This is a genomic window from Citrobacter sp. CK202, assembly GCF_030333225.1.
Taxonomy (GTDB): Bacteria; Pseudomonadota; Gammaproteobacteria; order Enterobacterales; family Enterobacteriaceae; genus Citrobacter_B; species Citrobacter_B koseri.
Window position 1 is genome coordinate 405210 of sequence record NZ_JAOWGI010000028.1, and the last position, 19514, is coordinate 424723.

Consider the following 19514-nt stretch of genomic DNA (forward strand, 5'->3'; position numbering starts at 1 on the left):
GCCGGGAATCTTTCTTACCAGGAATAGCTCACTGTTGCCGTAACCGTGCGACCTACGCCATAGAAGCAGGCGGTGTCGCTGGCGCAAGAGGCCACGTATTTCGTATCGGCGATATTATTGACATTAAACTGTACGGCTGCGCCTTTCAGGCTGCTGTTCAGTTCTCCCAGTTCGTAGCTCACCATCGCGTCATACAGATCCACCGCCGGCACTTTAAAGGTGTTTTTCGCATCGCCATAGCTGGTGCCGATGTAGCGTACGCCCACGCCGGTCGTCAGGCTTTTCAGCGGGCCGCCGGGGAAGGTATAACTGGCGAAGGCGGAAGCCATGTGAGCAGGAATACGGGCAGGCGTTTTCCCTTCCGTACCCGCTACCGTGGTGTTGACGGTTTCCGCATCCGTGTAGGTATACGAGCCAATCAGGTTGACGCTATCCCACAGTGAAGAGTGAATTTCCGCTTCCACGCCTTTGGAACGCACTTCCCCTGCGTTTTCGAACCAGCCCAGCGTGCTGTTGTAAGTGGACACATTGCTCTGTTTGAGATCGTATAACGCCAGCGACATCAGCGTGTTATCCACCGGCTGATACTTCACGCCCACTTCGGTTTGTTTACCGGTAGTGGGTTTAAACGGCGCGCTGCCCGGCGCGCGGTTGGTTTGCAGATTAGGCTCATACGAGGTGCTGTAGCTGATGTACGGCGAGAGGCCGAAATCAAAGGCATACAGCAAGCCGGTACGCCAGGTGAACTTGTTGTCGTTCTGCTGCGTTTTCTCACTGTTGATGTAATCGGTGGTGCGAACTTCCGTCCAGTCATAGCGCCCGGAGAGCAGCAGCTCCCAGTTGTTCCAGCTCATCTGATCCTGTAAATAGAGGCCCATCTGATCGAGGTTCTGCTGTTCGTGGCTGGCGGGGCTGAAGGTGCTTTCATCGACGTTTACGCCATAAACCGGGTGCGTCCAGTCCATATCGTACTGCGAGCCGGAACCGCGCATTAACAGTTGCTTGTCGTTGCTGGACTTGTAATCCAGCCCGCCGAGCAGCGTATGGTTCATCTGCGCGGTCGCAAACTGTGCTTCCAGTTGGTTATCAATGCCAAACTCATTGGTCGTGCGCTCCTCATGCTGGGCGCGACGGCTGAGCAGCGTGCTTTCCGGTTTGCTGTTGAAGTAAACCAGATAGCGGTATTTTTGCTTGATGCTGGCATAGCGGGCGTTCTGGCGGAAGGTCATCATGTCATTGAACTGATGTTCAAACTCATAACCCACCATCGTCTGCTCACGCCATGACTGATCGTAATCAGGATCGCTGACGTTAAAATCGAGCGGAATATATTTTCCGTTAGCGCTGGTGACGGTGCCGTAAGCAGGCAGGAAGTTACGGTAGCCCGCATCGGGATCTTTCTGGTAGCTGGTCAGCAGCGTGAAACGGGTCTGATCGTTTGGATACCAGGTGATAGCCGGAGCAATCGCGACGCGCGAATCTTTATAGTCTTCAACCTGGTTATGCTGAGTGCGGGCGATCCCGTTCAGGCGATACAGTACCCGGCCGTCATCGCTCAGCGGGCCGCCGAAATCAAATGCGCCTTCCGCCAGATCGCGATTACCGGTGCTGAACTGAACCTTATGAATCGGTTCGCTGGTGGGGCGTTTGCTGGTCATGCTGATAAGCCCGCCGGGGTTCACCTGGCCAAACAGAACCGAAGCCGGGCCGCGTACCAGCTCTACCCGCTCCAGCAGCCACGGATCAACGGTGCCGGTTTGCGATGACGCCGTTGCGCCAAAGCTCAGACCATCAAGGAATTTAGGAACGTAGCTGAAGCCGCGTACAAACACTTCATCGTTACGGTTGGATGAGCCGCGATACTCCGTAAATGCCCCGGCGGTGTAGCGCAGCGCCTGGGAGACGGAGGTGGCGTCCAGCGCGTCCATCTGGTCGCGGGTAACGACGGAGACGGACTGCGGCGTTTTCACCAGCTCCGCGGAGGTTTTGGTTGCCGACAGGGTTTTGGTCGCCACCATTCCCTTCACCGGCGCAGTGGGTTCCTGGCTGACGCCTTGCGTCACCAGAATGGTCTCCTCCTGCGTTTTGGCAAACGTCGTCGTACTGACGGTCGCCAGGCTGAGAACCCAGAGCTGCATTATCTTGTTATTTTTAAATATCATTTAGCATCCTTTTCTATGCCATACCTGAAATTGTCCGGTCGTCCTGTCAGACAAATGCCGGACTGCCATCCTCATTAAACGCGACAGATGTTATTGCAAATCATTACCATTTGCATTAGCGTTGTTAACAAATTTCATCAGGAAAGCACCGTTAATGAAGATGGCATGGAGTGGTTTGGTGATTGGGCTGGGGACGATGTCGGCTCAGGCGATGCCGTGTTCGACGCCCTCCGTTCAGGGAGAGCAGCAGGGGAAATTTGATGCCAGCGGCGAGATCTGCTTTGTGCTTCCCGCGCTGAGTGAAAATTATGTTTCGGCCACCCTGTCGGGGATTACCGATGCTCGTTTGCTGGACGGCCAGAACCGTCGCATCCGTACTTTACTGGAAGGTGGCCCAGCCGATGGCGAGCATCAGCTGTTGTTTTCTTTGCCGGTACAACAGGCCACCTCGCTGGTGTTGCACGGTAATGAGGGCGCTCGCTGGCGGTTTACATGGCAGATGAAAGAGACCACGCCGCTGCCGAAAATACAGCGCGTCGCTCCCGTCAGCCCAACCTTGCAGCAACTGGAAAAAGCGCTGGCGGCAGGAGCCGGAACCGCCCATTTCTGGCAGGATCTACAGCGCAACGGCACGCCGCTGGTGGAGCCGGTTGACGACAGCCATAAGCGGGTTACGTTTCTGTGGCGCGGTGCGAAGCAGAACGTTTTTATTCTCGGTTCTCCGGCAGGCGATCACGATCCCCTGTTCCGCCTGGGCGATTCCGACGTCTGGTTCCGCAGCTATGTGGTGCCTGCGGATACGGTAATGCAGTACAAACTGGCGCCGGATGTTCCGTTGGTGAACGGTTCGCCGCGCGATCAGCGGCGGGCGATTCTGGTCAGCGCGCAGAGAGATCCGCTTAACCCGCTGACGCTTGGCGAGAAGTATGCCGATCGCTGGAATCAGTTTTCCCTTCTCGATCTGAGTCCCGCGCGGTTTTGCTCTGCGCAAGCTACCGCGCAGCCTGTTCGTTACGGTTCGCTTACGCGCAAAACATTGTTCAGCGAACGTCTGGGCAACAGTCGTGAAATTGCGATTTATCGCCCACACAGCGCGCAACCGGCACGCTGGACGCTGATGCTGTTTGACGGCAAAACGTATCTTGATGATTATCATATCGATCGCGTGCTGGATGGGCTGATCGCGCGCCATCAACTGCCGCCGATAAACGTGGTGTTTATTGATACGCTCGATCACGCCAGACGGGCGAAAGAGCTGCCGCCGAACCCTGATTTTGCCGACTTTATGGCGCATGAATTATTGCCCTGGCTGCGTCAGCAGGGGGTGACTACGCAACGACAAAAAACGGTGCTGGCGGGCTCCAGCTATGGCGGGCTGGCGTCATCCTGGGTCGCGTTGCGCTATCCGCGTCTGTTCGGTAACGTGCTGAGTTTATCCGGTTCGTACTGGTGGGCGCCAAAAGACGAGGAGGCCAGCTGGCTGACGCGTCAGTACCAGAATTCGCCGCGTTATCCTGTCCGCTTCTGGTTGCAGGCTGGCCGCTTTGAAACCAAAGGCCCGGACGGCGGTATTTATCGCAACACGCTGGAATTTGCGCAGGTACTACGTGAAAAAGGCTATCCGGTGAGTTTCCATCCGTGGTCAAGCGGGCACGATTACGCCGCGTGGTGTGAAGCGCTGGTTCACGGTATGCGGGATTTCACCGGCTTAGTCAGCCAGCGAAAACCAGCGACGCCAGATAAAGCGGATCACGAAATATTCGAGAGCGCCAAGCGTTAAAAACCACAGGCAAAACAGCAGGGTGTAAAGCTGGTTGAGATCCATTAAATGGAAGGTCGCAACCAGCTTTTGCGCCAGCACCATGCCAGGCGAGGGCACAGGCAGCAGCAGGCAGGAGAGAAAAGCCATCAGCAGGATGCCGGCAGCGGTCATCAACGATTCAAGCGGGTGTTTCATGGCATTGTTAAACTTGAGTTAAAAAGCCATTGTCCGGGATATCGCCGGGTAACGCAAATCGTCGCCTACTGAATCAGATAACCGAAGTTTTCCAGCGTACGCAGGTAGCGCGCATTGTCGCACACCTCCTGGCGCTGCCACTTTTGAAAAGGGTGCGTGCCCCCGCCAGTTCAATTCCCAGCGTAAACGGTTCGGAAACGTGAAAATCGGGTAGCGGCATAACGTTCTCTTTTGTCAGGGCGTTGCGTTGAGTATAGATGTCAGGGAGGAGGAGGGGGGGCGTGGTCTTTTCCCGCTCAGCAGCAGAGCGGGAAAAAGAGGTGGGATTAACGCAGCGGCGGCTGACGCACGGGCGCATCACCTGCGACGTAATAGCTTGCGGTGCTCTTTGCCAGCGGTTCGCGGCCACGAATCGCATCGGCCATCTTCTCGCCGATCATAATGGTGGTGGCGTTCAGGTTGCCGGTGATAATTTGCGGCATAATGGAGGCGTCCACCACGCGCAGATTTTCCACGCCGTGAACCCGGCCTTCGCCGTCGACTACCGCCATTTCGTCGTAACCCATCTTGCAGGTGCCGCAAGGATGAAACGCGGTCTCCGCGTGGTCTCGCACAAACGCATCCAGCTGTTCGTCGGTCTGGCACGTAATACCGGGGCTGATTTCGCGTCCACGGTATTTGTCCAGCGCAGGCTGGTTGATGATTTCACGCGTGATGCGTATGGCATCGCGGAACTCCTGCCAGTCCTGCCCGGTAGACATATAGTTAAACAGAATGGCCGGATGCTCGCGCGGATCGCGCGATTTAATGTGCACATGCCCACGGCTGGGTGAGCGCATCGAACCGACATGACACTGAAAACCGTGTTCTTTCACCGCATTCGAGCCGTTGTAATTAATCGCCACTGGCAGGAAGTGATACTGAATATTCGGCCAGCTAAACGCTTCGCTGCTGCGGATAAATCCACCTGCCTCAAAATGGTTGCTGGCGCCCACGCCGGTGCCGCCAAATAACCACTCAGCGCCAATTTTCGGCTGGTTCCACCATTGCAATGCCGGGTAGAGAGAGACGGGTTCTTTGCACTCATACTGTAGATACATCTCCAGATGGTCCTGCAAGTTTTCACCCACGCCTGGCAGGTGGTGCACCAGCGGAATATCAAACGCTTTCAGTAGCGATGCGTCACCCACGCCGGAGCGTTGCAGGATTTGCGGCGACGCAATGGCGCCCGCGCACAGCAACACCTCTTTACGCGCCATCGCCCGGGTCGGGATGGTGCTGTCGCCTTCCAGCCACTCAACGCCTGACGCTTTTTTACCTTCGAATAGAATATGGTCGGTCAGCGCATGGGTGATGATGGTCAGATTCGGCCGACCTTTGGCCTGATCGAGATACCCGCGTGCCGTACTGGCGCGTCGTCCTTGCGGCGTCACGGTTCTGTCCATCGGCCCAAACCCCTCCTGCTGATAGCCGTTGAGGTCGTCGGTACGTGGATATCCCGCCTGGACGCCTGCTTCTATCATCGCATGGAACAGTGGGTTGTTATTGTGCTTTGGCGTGGCGACGCTTACCGGGCCGTCGCCGCCGTGGTAGTCGTTGGGGCCGATATCACGGGTTTCCGCCTTGCGGTAATAGGGCAGGCAGTTGAGGTAACTCCAGTGTTCGAGGCCTGGCTCCTGCGCCCAGTTGTCGAGATCCATCGCGTTGCCGCGAATGTAACACATGCCGTTAATCAGCGATGAGCCGCCCAGCCCTTTACCACGGCCGCACTCCATGCGGCGGTAGTTCATATGCGGCTCCGGTTCGGTCTCATACGCCCAGTTATAACGTTTACCCTGTAGCGGAAACGCCAGCGCGGCAGGCATCTGGGTGCGGAAATCCGCACGGTAGTCCGGGCCGCCCGCTTCCAGCAGCAACACGGTGGTGTCGCTGTCTTCGGTCAGCCGTGTTGCCAGTACGTTGCCCGCCGAACCGGCGCCAATAATGATGTAGTCAAAATGCAAACAAACCTCCTGGTTAAAATATGGATTGAAACTGACCCATCTCAACCTGGATGGACTTCACCTGGGTGTAGCTTTGCAGCGTCATGATGCCGTTCTCGCGACCAATACCGGAATGCTTGTAGCCGCCGACCGGCATTTCAGCAGGAGATTCCCCCCAGGTATTGATCCAGCAGATCCCCGCTTCAAGCTGGTGGATTGCGCGATGAGCGCGGTTGAGATCGGCTGTCACTACCCCGGCGGCCAGTCCGTAATCGGTGTTATTGGCGCGGCGGATCGCCTCTTCTTCGTTTTCGTAGGTCAGAATGGACATCACCGGGCCGAAAATTTCTTCGCGTACGATGGTCATCTCATCCCGGCAGTCGGTGAATACGGTGGGGGCGACCCAGGCGCCGTTATCAAACGCTTCGCCTTTTAATACGTCGCCGCCGCAAAGCAGCGTTGCGCCTTCCGCTTTTCCGCTGGCGATATAGCGCAGAACGTTGTCGCGATGGGGGAAGCTCACCAGTGGGCCAAAATTGGTTGCCGGGTCAGACAGATCGCCTGCGCGAATGCGGCTTACGCGCGCCAGAATTTTTTGCTCGAAGGCGCTTTTCATGTGCGCCGGAATGAATACGCGCGTGCCGTTGGTGCAGACCTGGCCGGAGCTGAAGAAGTTCGCCATCATGGCGATATCCGCCGCGAGGTCGGGGTTCGCGTCGTCAAAGATAATCAGCGGTGATTTGCCGCCCAGCTCCATCGTCACCTCTTTCAGCGATGAAGCCGCTGAATTGGCCATCACTTTCTTGCCGCTGGCGACGCCGCCGGTGAAGGAGATTTTGGCGATATCAGGATGTTCCGTCAGGAACTGCCCTGTTTCCGCGCCGGTGCCTGGCAGCACGTTGAACACGCCGTCCGGGAGACCGGCTTCGCTGTAGATTTCCGCCAGTTTTAACGCGGTTAGCGGCGTGACTTCACTGGGTTTGAAGATCATGGCATTGCCTGCCGCCAGCGCCGGAGCGGATTTCCACAGGGCGATTTGAATGGGGTAGTTCCATGCGCCGATCCCGGCCACCACGCCCAGCGGCTCGCGACGGGTGTAGACGAATGACGTCTCGCGTAGCGGGATCTGGCTGCCTTCCAGGGCAGGGATCAGCCCGGCGTAATACTCAAGCACGTCTGCGCCGGTGGCGATGTCCACGCTGGCGGTTTCGCTCAGTGGTTTACCGGTATCGAGCGTTTCCAGTTGCGCCAGCTCGTCATTGCGTTCACGCAGAATATCAACTGCCCGACGCAGGATTCGCGAGCGTGCCATTGCGCTCATCGCGGCCCACATTTTTTGCCCGCGCTGCGCGCTTTTCACGGCGCGATCGACATCGTCGCGGCCTGCGGCCTGTACGGTAGCCAGTACCTCGCCGTTAGCGGGATTGATCGTCTCAAAGGTGCGACCGCTGGTGGCGGCAGTATATGCGCCGTCAATATAAAGCTGTTGTTCTGCCATTCGGGGCATGAGTTCTCCTCGGTTAGTCAGTGGCGTTCGGCAAATGCTGACTGATGAAATGGGTGGTCAGCGCCTGAGCGAGACTGAGATTAAACGGTTTTCCGCTCAGCGCGGCGCGTAGCCACAGCCCATCGATAAGCGCCGCCAGGCCATAACCGGCCTGTTGAGCCTGCTGGCGCGGAAGTTCGCGCCTGAATTCATACACAATGTTCGACAGCAGCCGCTTGCTGGCGACCTGTTGCAGGCGATAGAGCATCGGCTGATGCATGCTGCTTGCCCAGAATGCGAGCCAGGCTTTCATCGCGGCCTGGCTTATCTGACTGTCGTCAAAGTTGCCCGCTACGATGGCGCGCAAACGCAATTCTGCGCTGGCCTCTGGAAGGGCATGCAACCGACGCAGGACGGCATAGCGAAGCTGGCTGGTGATGTCGCGCATCGTCGCTTCCAGCAATCCATTTTTATCCTTGAAATAGTGACTGATGATGCCGGTCGAAACGCCTGCTCGCCGGGCTATTTGCGCAATGGTTGCGTCATGCATCCCGACTTCATTAATGGCCTCCAGGGTGGCGTCAATCAGTTGCCTGCGACGAAGGGTTTGCATCCCCACTTTGGGCATTTTTATCGCTCCAGTCATCAGTTATGGTTATGTATTAAACCGTTTTTTGATTGGACGTTCAATATAAAATGTGTCTTAATTGTTATCAATTTGGCGGTTAACAGGTAAGGAGAATGTAATGGGGTATTAGATAAATTTAATAAAAACAATAAATTAAAAATATCATCATTTCTGTTAATAAGGCTATTTTTGCAAATCTGTTAAAAATGCCATCGCCTTACAGAATCTCAAAAAGTTAGCTGCTCGACAGAGTAGTCACCGTTACTTAATCAGAGGTAATCGATGACGAACCTTGCTCAGAACAGAGAAAAGGACAAAATCAATCCCGTTGTGTTTTATACGTCTGCCGGACTGATTTTGTTGTTTTCCCTGACGACCATTTTTTTTAGTGATTTCTCCGCAGTCTGGATCGGCCGCACGCTGAACTGGGTCTCCAGAACGTTTGGCTGGTACTATCTGCTGGCCGCCACGCTCTATATCGTTTTTGTCATATTCATTGCCTGCTCGCGTTTCGGTTCCGTCAAGCTCGGGCCTGAGCAGTCAAAGCCGGAATTTAGTCTGCTAAGCTGGGCGGCAATGCTTTTCGCCGCCGGGATTGGCATCGACCTGATGTTCTTTTCGGTGGCGGAGCCCGTCACCCAATATATGCAGCCGCCGGAAGGAGCAGGGCAGACTATTGAAGCCGCCCGCCAGTCGATGGTCTGGACGCTGTTTCACTACGGCCTGACCGGTTGGTCGATGTATGCGTTAATGGGGATGGCGCTTGGCTACTTTAGCTATCGCTATAACCTGCCGCTGACCATTCGCTCAGCGCTCTATCCGATCTTCGGTAAGCGCATCAACGGGCCGATTGGGCATAGCGTGGATATTGCCGCAGTTATCGGCACCATCTTTGGTATCGCCACGACGCTGGGGATTGGTGTGGTGCAGCTCAATTACGGTCTGAGCGTGCTGTTTGATATCCCGGATTCAATGGCGGCCAAAGCGGCGCTGATTGTGCTGTCGGTGGTGATCGCCACGATCTCGGTGACTTCTGGCGTGGACAAAGGCATTCGGGTTCTGTCGGAGCTGAATGTGCTGCTGGCGCTGGGGTTGATCCTCTTTGTGCTGTTTATGGGGGACACCTCATTCCTGCTTAATGCGCTGGTGCTGAATGTGGGCGACTACGTTAACCGCTTTATGGGGATGACGTTGAACAGCTTTGCGTTCGACAGGCCGGTTGAGTGGATGAACAACTGGACGCTCTTTTTCTGGGCGTGGTGGGTTGCGTGGTCGCCGTTTGTCGGGCTGTTCCTGGCGCGTATTTCGCGTGGCCGCACCATTCGCCAGTTTGTCTTCGGTACGTTGATTATCCCGTTCACTTTCACCCTGCTGTGGCTGTCGGTGTTTGGCAATAGCGCGCTGTATGAAATCATTCATGGCGATGCCGGTTTTGCCGAGGAAGCGATGGCGCACCCTGAGCGCGGCTTTTATAGCCTGCTGGCGCAGTATCCGGCCTTCACCTTCAGCGCGTCTGTCGCCACAATCACCGGTCTGTTGTTCTACGTGACATCGGCGGACTCCGGTGCGCTGGTGCTGGGCAATTTCACCTCAAAACTGAAAGACATCAACAGCGATGCGCCAGCCTGGCTGCGTGTTTTCTGGTCGGTAGCGATTGGCCTGCTGACGCTGGGGATGCTGATGACCAACGGGATTTCAGCGCTGCAAAACACGACGGTAATCATGGGGCTGCCGTTTAGTTTTGTGATCTTCTTCATTATGGCGGGATTGTATAAATCATTGAAAGTTGAAGATTATCGTCGGGAAAGCGCCAGTCGTCATACCGCGCCGCGTCCGATGGGCGTGCAGGACCGGCTGAGCTGGAAAAAACGACTGTCGCGCCTGATGAACTACCCGGGAACGCGCTATACCCGCGAAATGATGGAGAAGGTATGTTTCCCGGCAATGGAAGAGGTCGCCCATGAGCTGCAACTGCGCGGCGCATCGGTGGAACTGAAAAGTATGCCGCCGCAGGAAGGGGAAAACCTTGGCCATCTGGATCTGCGGGTTCACATGGGCGATGAGCGCAACTTTATCTATCAGATCTGGCCGCAGCAGTACGCAATCCCCGGCTTTACCTACCGGGCGCGCAGCGGCAAGTCGAGCTATTACCGGCTGGAAACGTTCCTGCTGGAAGGAAGCCAGGGAAATGACCTGATGGACTACAGCAAAGAGCAGGTGATTACGGACATTCTCGATCAGTATGAACGTCATCTGAACTTTATTCATCTGGATCGTGAAGCGCCTGGCAACGGGGTGTTGTTCCCGGGAATGTAAGCGGATCTCACGTTTTCTGAAAATAGTTCCGTCAACCTTGAGGCTAACAACCCGAACACGACAATTCGGCTTGTTAGTCTCTTCTTCGCATGGAGGCGATATATGCTGACGAAATACGCTTTTATGGCAATGCTTGTGCTCCGCAGTCAGCAATGGCTGCGGGCAAATTCTACAGGACGGACGCGCAGAGCGTAATGACCTGACCGTCGTACTCACGCCACGAAATATCCACTGTGCAATCAGCAAGCTGCGGCGAAAACGCCGACGTCATTTGCATGGTTAGATGTGTTTTCGTCACTGAAACGATCCTGGCGCTGGCAAAACCCGGTAACGTTGCCGCGCGATCGGAGAACGCTTTATAGACGCTCTCTTTGGCGGAAAACGCCAGGGTTAACGCGAGCGGAAAAGGAAGAGAACTGCGCTGTAAAACGCGTTGTTCATCGTTATCGACGATACTGCTGGTGAGTTCTGCTGCCGTTTGAGGCGTGAAGATTGCTTCGATATCAACCCCTACCGGAGTGAGGGAGACGACTGCCAGCGCCGTGGCGGCGCTGTGGCTGATACTGCCGAACAGGCCTTCCGGCCACAAGGGCTGCCGTTTATCGCCGATAGCGGGTACGGTTTTGTGCCCATATTCAGTCAGGGCATGAAACGCGGCGAGACGTCCCGCTAAGTGTTCAGCCTGACGTTTTCGCCCGGCGGGAAGCAGCTGCGCATGGTGCGGCAACCAGAGCAGATCGTGTTCGTGGAAGCTATCGATATCGAACCCGATAAGATGAAGTTTGTGGCGGGAAAAAGAGAGGGGGATGTAAGTGGTTCGCATGGTTTCTCATAAAAACCCTCTCCCCGTTCAGGGAGAGGGTGGTCGTTATCAGAAGCGCGTGTTAACGCCCATGTACCATGTACGACCCGGCTCGTTGTAGGTGTAAGCACCTGCACCGTACATATAAGCGCCGGTCGCGTCGTTACCCGTGGTCTGGGCATTCCCCGCACGCCATTGACGCTTGTCGAAGACGTTATCCACGCCGCCGGTCAGGCTGACGTTTTTGGTTACGTCCCAGGTCGCGCTCAGGCCGACAATGCTGTACGGGCTGACTTCATCTTTCTCAGAGCCGGTAGCAGGCTGGCCCTTATAGTTGTATTTCTTCGGCTGCTGCTTGCCGTACCAGGTGAAGGTTGACTGCACTGACACATCCTGATGTACCTGCCAGCTCAGGGTTGAGTTCAGCGTGTACTCCGGGATGATCGACAGACGATCGCCGGTTGTTTTGTTCTTGCTCTGTAGCATGTAGGTAATGTTGTTGGTCCAGTTTATCGCATCGCTGACCGGAATATTCAACGATCCTTCCAGACCTTCTACCACGGCCTTCGGCACGTTTTCCCACTGGTAGATATCGGTTTGCACTTTACCTGAAGAGGTATGGCCGACTGGCGCATAGCCCGCTTCAATCTTATCGCGGTAGTCGTTACGGAACCAGGTCACACCGGCCTGCCAGCCGTCGTGTTTCCACTCAAGACCAATCTCTTTGTTGACGCTGGTTTCCGCTTTCAGGTCATCGTTACCCATCATGTAGCAACCGACGCCATCGGAGCTTGCATAGCAACCCTGGCCTTTGCTGTACAGCAGGTAGTTCGGGTTGGTCTGATAGAGGCTCGGTGCTTTATAGGCACGGGCGATACCCATCTTCAGGGTGAAATCATCGCCCAGCGCCTGCGACAGGTTCAGGGACGGGCTCCAGTTGTTGCCGACGATAGTGTGGTGATCGAAGCGTAGCGCCGGGGTCAGCATGGTGCTGTCAGTTATCTCCATGTTGTTCTCGGCAAACAGGGAGAAGATTTCTGCGGATGAGTACGGACTGCGGTCGTCGCTCATGCCTGGAATGGCTCCGCCCTGTTGAGCCTGAGTATTCGAGGCGGAATCCTTCATACGCTGCTGGTTCCACTCAGTACCCAGCGTCAGGTTTTGATTAACGATGAAATCAAGCGGCAGGTTAATTTCACTGTGCAACATCACGTCGGCCAGGTCGGTGTCGGTGAATTCGTCGCTGTTGAACAACCCTTCGAGACCGCCCGCCAGTCCTTCGCCCAGACGCGAGTTGCGGGTGTGTTCGTACTGTGCCCAGTTGCTGGTGGTGATACCGTTATCCCAGCCGCCGTTCCAGGTCACTGCGAAGTTCTGGCGATAAATACGGTTAGTCTCTTTACCGTAGTTTTTCTTCACCAGGGCATTGTCGTTATTGGTGTTTTGGGTATCGCCCGCGTAAAGGTTGTTCTGGCGGCTGTAGCCTGCTTCAAACTCCAGCGCCTGCATCGGTGCGAAATCCCAACGTACGACACCATTAATATCTTTGTTTTCAACCCCTTCACGACCTGCTGGCAGGGTGTTGGCGTAGGCGCCGGTACGCTCAGACTGGTGGCCCTGGTTGATGTCCCAGGCGTCGGCCTGAGTTTTATCCAGGTTGCCGTACATGCGGAAGCTGAATTCGCCGCCCAGCGGGCCGCTCAGGCTAAAGTTGGTGCGCTTGGTGGAACCTTCGTCTTTGTGTTCCGGCGCATTCAGATAGGTGTTCCACGAACCGTGCCACTGATCGTCGAATTTCTTGGTGATGATGTTTACCACGCCGCCCGCTGCGCCGTTGCCGTAACGTGCCGCCGCAGGGCCACGAATCACATCAATGCGTTCGATCATCTCTGGCGGCACCCAACCGGTATCGCCACGGGTGTCACGCTCGCCGCGCCAGCCCAGACGGATGGAGTTGCGGCTGGTCACCGGTTTGCCGTCGATCAGAATCAGGGTGTTTTCCGGGCCCATGCCGCGAATGTCGATCTGGCGGTTGTTGCCGCGCTGGCCGCTGGTTGAGTTACCGGTCAGGTTCACGCCCGGCATGGTGCGGATGATTTCGGCAACGTCGCGAGCGGGAGGATTTTTACGGATTTCGTCGGCGGTAATGGTCGATACGCCCGGTGCCTGGAGGTTCTGCTGGGCGGCGGTGACCACGATGGTGTCTTCATGAAGCGCTGCGCTATCAGTGGTCTCCTCCGCCATAACAGGCAGAGCGACCCCATAAATTCCCAGATTGACCAGTAAGGCCAGGGAATGAATCTTATTGTTCATTGTGTTTCCTGCTTATCTTTATTTAGCCACATGCGCCAAACTCTCGTGGTGAGGTGTTTAGCCTGATGTCGCCCGCATCTGCGAAAGCCATACATTCCAGAAAAAGCACGCAGTGCAGGTTTCAGGTTGTGTTTCTCATTTGAACGTGGCGTCAATGCACGAATGAGAGACCCAGCCTGGGTGGTGAAATAATGTTCGCGCTTCCCACGGCGCGACAATACGCTATTGCAAATGAAAATAGTTATCAATAATATTATCAATATATTTCATCATTAAATAAAAAATTACACAATAAACATGGGGTTATGACGGTGACGGCGTTAACGACAGGAAGTGAGACCTGGTGGCAGTCAAAACACGGTCCCGAATGGGAGCGTGAAACAGACGAAAAATATCGGGTGACTTTCTGGTGGCGCGATCCGCAGGGGACGGAAAGCCGCTCTTCAATTCGCCGCGTATGGGTCTACATTACAGGCGTCACCGACCATCACCAGAATGCGGTTCCGCAATCCATGCAGCGTATTGCGGGCACGGATGTCTGGCGATGGAGCACGACATTAAGCGCCGACTGGCGTGGTAGTTACTGTTTCATCCCTTCTGAACGCGATGATATTTTTGCTTCTCTGGCAGTAGATGAAACGCCTGACAGAACCACGCTGCGTGAAGGCTGGCGTCAGTTATTGCCGCAGGCGATTGCCGATCCTCTTAACCCGGTGAGCTGGAAGGGGGGGCGGGGCCATGCGGTTTCCGCGCTGGAAATGCCTGACGCGCCAGTACAACCCGGCTGGGATAAGCCTGAAAATCCGTCAGCTCCTCCGGTATGTTTGCAATGGCGCAGCGAGCGGCTGGGCAATACGCGTCGCGTGTGGGTGTTCACGACCGGCGACGCCCGGCCTGAACGTCCGCTAGCGATTCTGCTCGACGGGCAGTTTTGGGCGGAAAGCATGCCCGTCTGGCCCGCGCTCACCTCACTGACCCGGCGGCGTCAGCTCCCTCCTGCGGTCTACCTGCTGATTGATGCCATTGATACCCCCCACCGTAGCCGTGAACTGCCCTGCAATGCCGATTTCTGGCTGGCGGTACAACAAGAACTCCTGCCGCTGGTGAAAACCGTTGCGCCATTCAGCGATTGTGCAAAAAGGACGATCGTCGCCGGGCAGAGTTTTGGCGGGCTTTCCTCGCTGTATGCCGGTCTGAACTGGCCTGAGCGCTTTGGCTGCGTACTGAGCCAGTCTGGATCGTTCTGGTGGCCGCAGCGCGGCGCAGATCGGGAAGGCGAGATTATTGAACAGCTGAAGGCGGGCACATTGACCGCCAGAGGATTGCGCATCGTGCTGGAGGCCGGTATCAGAGAGCCGCTTATTTTCCGGGCGAATCAGGCGCTTTACAGCCAACTACACACTACGCAGCAGTCGGTTTTCTGGCGTCAGGTTGACGGCGGACATGATGCGCTTTGCTGGCGTGGCGGATTAATGCAGGGGTTGATGACCCTCTGGCAACCGTTAACCGACACGCTGTAGCTGGCGATTTTCCACGACAGGAGTTGAGTATGGAATTCAGTAATCCCTTCGATAACCCGCAGGGACAATTTTACATTCTGCAAAACCCGCAGCGTCAATTTAGCCTCTGGCCACAGCAGTGTTCTCTCCCTGCGGGCTGGCAGGTGGTGTGCGAACCGCAATCGCAGGCGCTTTGCCAGCAGTGGCTGGATGCGCACTGGACCACGCTAACTCCCGCCCATTACGCCGCTGCGCAGGAGGCTCAATGACCACGCGTTTACCGTTAGTGGCCGCCCAGCCAGGGATCTGGATGGCGGAAAAACTCTCTACGCTGCCTTCCGCCTGGAGCGTGGCGCACTATGTGGAATTACACGGCACGCTGAATGCCCCTCTGCTGGCGCAGGCGGTTGTAACCGGTATGGCGCAAGCGGATACCCTCCGTATGCGATTTACCGAAGATAACGGCGAGGTCTGGCAGTGGGTGGACCCGACATTCACGTTTGCACAACCCGAGCTTATCGATCTGCGTGACGAGCCCGATCCGCATGCGGCGGCGCTGGCGCGGATGCAGGCCGATCTGCGACAAAATCTACGCGTTGATGGCGGCAAACCGCTGGCGTTCCACCAGTTGATTCAGGTCGATGATACCCGTTGGTACTGGTATCAGCGTTATCACCATCTACTGGTGGATGGCTTCAGTTTCCCGGCGATAACCCGTCAGATCGCGGCGATTTACCGCGCCTGGCAGTGTAACGCCCCGACGCCCGACTCGCCGTTTACGCCATTTGCTGACGTGGTGGAGGAGTATCAGCGTTACCGTGAGAGCGAGGCTTATCAACGCGATGGCGCCTTCTGGGCGGAGCAGCGTCGCCAGTTGCCGCCTCCCGCTTCGCTGTCGGCTGCGCCGCTTCCCGGGCGGGCGGCCAGCGCCGATATTTTGCGTATGAAACTGGATGTGCCCGACGGTGTTTTCCGTCAGCTGGCGGCACGCATGTCTGATATTCAGCGTGCGGATTTAGCGCTGGCGCTGGTGGCGCTATGGCTGGGTCGCCTGTGCGGTCGGATGGACTATGCCGCCGGATTTATATTCATGCGGCGTATGGGCTCGGCGGCGTTAACGGCGACCGGCCCGGTACTGAACGTCCTGCCGTTAGGGGTAAGCATTAATGCGGCGGAAACGCTGCCGGAACTGGCGACGCGTCTTGCCGGGCAGATGAAAAAAATGCGTCGCCATCAGCGTTATGACGCCGAACAGATCGTTCGCGACAGCGGCCGCGCGGCGGGTGAAGAACCGCTGTTTGGCCCGGTACTGAACGTGAAGGTCTTTGATTATCAACTGGATATTCCCGGTGTACAGGCGCAAACCCATACGCTGGCGACCGGCCCGGTTAACGATCTTGAACTGGCGCTGTTCCCGGATGAAGAGGGCGGCCTGAGCATTGAAATCTTAGCCAACAAACAGCGCTATGATGAAGCGACGTTATCCTGCCATGCGTCACGGCTGACGGCGCTGATACGCCAGTTTGCGGACAATCCGGCGCTGCGCTGCGGCGATGCCGAAATGCTCCTGCCTGCCGAATATGCGCAACTGGCGCAGATTAATGATACGGCGGTAAGCATACCGCTCACGACGCTCAGCGCGCTGGTTGACGAACAGACACGCAAAACGCCGGACGCGCCCGCGCTGGCTGATGCGCGCTATCAGCTCAGTTATCAGGAGATGCGCGAGCAGGTGATCGCTCTGGCGCACCTGCTGCGTGAACGTGGCGTTAAACCGGGCGACAGCGTCGCGGTGGCGTTGCCGCGCTCGGTTTTCCTGACGCTGGCGCTGCACGGCATTGTGGAGGCCGGAGCCGCCTGGCTGCCGTTAGATACGGGGTATCCAGACGATCGTCTGCGAATGATGCTCGAAGACGCGCAGCCGAAATTACTGATCACAACCGCAGAACAACTGCCGCGATTTAACGATATCCCCGGCGTAGAAAGCCTGTGCTACAACGCGCTGCTGCCGACGAGCGGCGCTGAATCGCTGGCGTTGTCGTTGCCGAACCATACGGCATACATCATCTTTACATCCGGTTCGACCGGCAGACCGAAAGGGGTAATGGTCGGGCAAACCGCGATCGTGAATCGCCTGCTGTGGATGCAGGATCACTATCCGTTAACGGCAGAGGATGTGGTCGCACAAAAAACGCCGTGCAGTTTCGATGTTTCGGTGTGGGAGTTCTTCTGGCCGTTTATTGCCGGGGCGAAGCTGGTGATGGCGGAGCCGGACGCGCACCGCGATCCGATTGCCATGCAGCATTTCTTTGCGAAGTATGGTGTGACCACCACCCATTTTGTCCCGTCAATGCTGGCGGCGTTCGTCGCCTCGCTCACCCCTGAATCCGCTCATGAAAGCTGCGCTACGCTACAGCGCGTATTTTGTAGCGGCGAGGCGTTGCCCACCGGGCTGTGCCGCGAGTGGGAACAGTTGACCGGCGCGCCGCTGCACAATCTGTACGGGCCGACGGAAGCGGCGGTGGATGTCAGCTGGTATCCCGCCTGCGGCAAAGAACTGGCGGATGTCACCGGAAACAGCGTGCCGATTGGCTATCCGGTCTGGAATACCGGGCTGCGTATTCTTGATGCGATGATGCGCCCGGTGCCGCCGGGCACCGCGGGTGATTTATACCTGACCGGCATCCAGCTGGCGCAGGGGTATCTGGGGCGCCCGGATCTGACGGCGAGTCGCTTTATTGCCGATCCGTTTATGCCGGGCGAACGCATGTATCGCACCGGAGACGTGGCGCGCTGGCTGGAAAATGGCGCGGTAGAGTACCTTGGCCGCAGCGACGATCAGCTAAAAATTCGTGGTCAGCGTATTGAACTGGGCGAGATTGATCGGGTTATGCAAACGCTGCCGGACGTCGAGCACGCCGTGGCTCACGCCTGCGTGTTTAACCAGGCGGCCGCGACAGGAGGCGATGCCCGCCAACTGGTAGGCTATCTGGTGTCACAGTCCGGCTTACCGCTGGATATTCCGGCGCTTCAGGAACGGTTACGCGAGACATTACCGCCGCATATGGTGCCTGTGGTTCTGCTACAGCTTGCGGAACTGCCGCTCAGCGCAAACGGGAAACTGGATCGTAAAGCGCTGCCGATGCCGCAACTGACGCAACGTACGCCGGGGCGCGCGCCATTGCCAGGGACGGAAAAAACGATGGCTGACGCCTTTGCCGGCCTGCTGGGTTGCGAGGTCAATGATGTGGAGGCCGATTTCTTTGCGCTGGGCGGGCATTCGTTACTGGCGATGAAACTCGCCGCGCAGTTGAGCCGCGTGTCCGGGCGTCAGGTGACGCCGGGGCAGGTGATGGTGGCGTCAACCGTTGGTCAGCTTAGCGCGTTGCTGGATTCCGCCGATGACGAGCAATCTCAGCGTCTGGGCTTTGAAACGCTCCTGCCGCTGCGTGAAAGCAGTGGACCAACGTTATTCTGCTTCCATCCGGCGTCCGGTTTTGCCTGGCAGTTTAGCGTGCTGGCACGTTATCTCAGCCCACACTGGTCAATTACGGGGATTCAGTCGCCAAGGCCTGATGGACCGATGCAAACGGCCACGAATCTGGATGAGGTGTGTGAGCGTCATCTGGAAACGCTGCTGGCGCAGCAGCCGCATGGGCCTTACTACCTGCTGGGGTATTCGCTGGGCGGAACGCTGGCCCAGGGCATTGCGGCGCGCTTGCGTGCGCGTGGCGAAACGGTTGCATTCCTCGGGCTGCTGGATACCTGGCCGCCGGAAACGCAAAACTGGCAGGAAAAAGAGGCCAATGGTCTGGACCCTGAAGTGTTAGCGGAGATCGCGCGTGAACGCGAAGCGTTCCTTGCTGCGCAACAGGGAAATGCCTCCGGGGAGTTATTCAGCACCATCGAAGGAAACTACGCCGATGCCGTGCGGCTTCTGACAACCGCGCATAGCGTACCGTTCGATGGACGCGCAACGCTGTTTGTCGCGGAGCGCACACTGCCGGAAGGAATAAGTCCTGAACGCAGCTGGGCGCCGTGGATGGCTGAACTGGATATCTACCGCCAGGATTGCGCCCACGTCGATATTATTTCACCTGCCGCGTTTGAGAATATCGGGCCGATTATTCGCGCATTGCTCGACCAGTAAGCGAAGCGTTCTGACGCCTTTAAAAATCTAATTCTACTGATGCCCATAATAGCTACCAATTATTATGGGCTTTTTATTTGTCTTCAGCATTGATTTAACATAAGTGAAACATAATCAGACAGTTGGTAAAATTCTGAATATTGCATGCTACCTGTGGAACAAACAAAGATCGTTTCGGATAATTCTGAGATGCTGTTAGAATATTAGAAAGGATGTTTT

General features: G+C 56.6%; 12 protein-coding genes and 1 pseudogene. 5 read left to right on the forward strand and 8 right to left on the reverse strand.

Annotated features, from left to right (window positions below; genetic code table 11):
• Positions 1-14 precede the first annotated feature (14 nt).
• Positions 15-2159 (reverse strand): TonB-dependent siderophore receptor, encoded by a 2145-nt coding sequence (locus tag OGX84_RS18000; RefSeq protein ID WP_060815872.1) that lies wholly within the window; start codon positions 2157-2159, stop codon positions 15-17.
• Positions 2160-2316: 157 nt separating this feature from the next.
• Between OGX84_RS18000 and OGX84_RS18005 the strand changes: the two genes are divergently transcribed.
• A complete protein-coding gene (locus OGX84_RS18005; RefSeq protein WP_058668739.1) occupies positions 2317-3942 on the forward strand; it encodes an alpha/beta hydrolase-fold protein in 1626 nt (541 codons plus the stop codon).
• On the opposite strand, the gene OGX84_RS18010 is transcribed toward OGX84_RS18005, so the two are convergent.
• The 5 genes and pseudogenes from OGX84_RS18010 to betI all read right to left on the reverse strand — a co-directional run bounded on the left by OGX84_RS18010 (position 3871) and on the right by betI (position 8215).
• Positions 3871-4119, reverse strand: coding sequence for a DUF1158 domain-containing protein (locus tag OGX84_RS18010; protein ID WP_012133415.1), 249 nt, complete (start codon positions 4117-4119; stop codon positions 3871-3873). The genes OGX84_RS18005 and OGX84_RS18010 overlap by 72 nt on opposite strands.
• Positions 4120-4187: 68 nt before the next feature.
• Positions 4188-4286, reverse strand: a pseudogene (locus OGX84_RS18015) (glutamate-cysteine ligase family protein); the annotation flags it as partial.
• A gap of 159 nt (positions 4287-4445) precedes the next feature.
• On the reverse strand, positions 4446-6122 hold the full coding sequence (betA, locus tag OGX84_RS18020) for a choline dehydrogenase (RefSeq protein ID WP_012133412.1): 1677 nt from the start codon (positions 6120-6122) through the stop codon (positions 4446-4448).
• A 13-nt stretch (positions 6123-6135) separates the two neighbouring features.
• Entirely contained in the window at positions 6136-7608 is a 1473-nt protein-coding gene (gene betB / locus OGX84_RS18025; protein WP_286458261.1) for a betaine-aldehyde dehydrogenase, read from the reverse strand.
• 13 nt (positions 7609-7621) lie between these two features.
• Positions 7622-8215, reverse strand: a complete 594-nt coding sequence (gene betI, locus OGX84_RS18030; RefSeq protein ID WP_024130562.1) for a transcriptional regulator BetI — start codon at positions 8213-8215, stop codon at positions 7622-7624.
• A 282-nt stretch (positions 8216-8497) separates the two neighbouring features.
• Here betI and OGX84_RS18035 point away from each other — a divergent pair, with 282 nt between their 5' ends.
• Positions 8498-10531: a choline transporter gene (locus tag OGX84_RS18035; protein ID WP_047458253.1), complete on the forward strand. Its 2034-nt coding sequence runs from the start codon at positions 8498-8500 to the stop codon at positions 10529-10531.
• A 169-nt stretch (positions 10532-10700) separates the two neighbouring features.
• On the opposite strand, the gene entD is transcribed toward OGX84_RS18035, so the two are convergent.
• A complete protein-coding gene (gene entD, locus OGX84_RS18040; protein WP_286458262.1) occupies positions 10701-11354 on the reverse strand; it encodes an enterobactin synthase subunit EntD in 654 nt (217 codons plus the stop codon).
• 48 nt (positions 11355-11402) lie between these two features.
• Complete coding sequence (locus OGX84_RS18045) at positions 11403-13646, reverse strand: TonB-dependent siderophore receptor (RefSeq protein WP_012133407.1); 2244 nt, start codon at positions 13644-13646, stop codon at positions 11403-11405.
• A 305-nt stretch (positions 13647-13951) separates the two neighbouring features.
• Here OGX84_RS18045 and fes point away from each other — a divergent pair, with 305 nt between their 5' ends.
• The 3 genes from fes to entF are packed head-to-tail and all read left to right on the forward strand — an operon-like array spanning position 13952 to position 19295.
• Entirely contained in the window at positions 13952-15166 is a 1215-nt protein-coding gene (fes, locus tag OGX84_RS18050; protein WP_049010892.1) for an enterochelin esterase, read from the forward strand.
• Positions 15167-15195: 29 nt separating this feature from the next.
• Positions 15196-15414, forward strand: a complete 219-nt coding sequence (locus tag OGX84_RS18055; protein ID WP_058668745.1) for an MbtH family protein — start codon at positions 15196-15198, stop codon at positions 15412-15414.
• Positions 15411-19295, forward strand: a complete 3885-nt coding sequence (gene entF, locus OGX84_RS18060; RefSeq protein WP_286458263.1) for an enterobactin non-ribosomal peptide synthetase EntF — start codon at positions 15411-15413, stop codon at positions 19293-19295. The genes OGX84_RS18055 and entF overlap by 4 nt, the downstream gene beginning before the upstream one ends.
• Positions 19296-19514 lie beyond the last annotated feature (219 nt).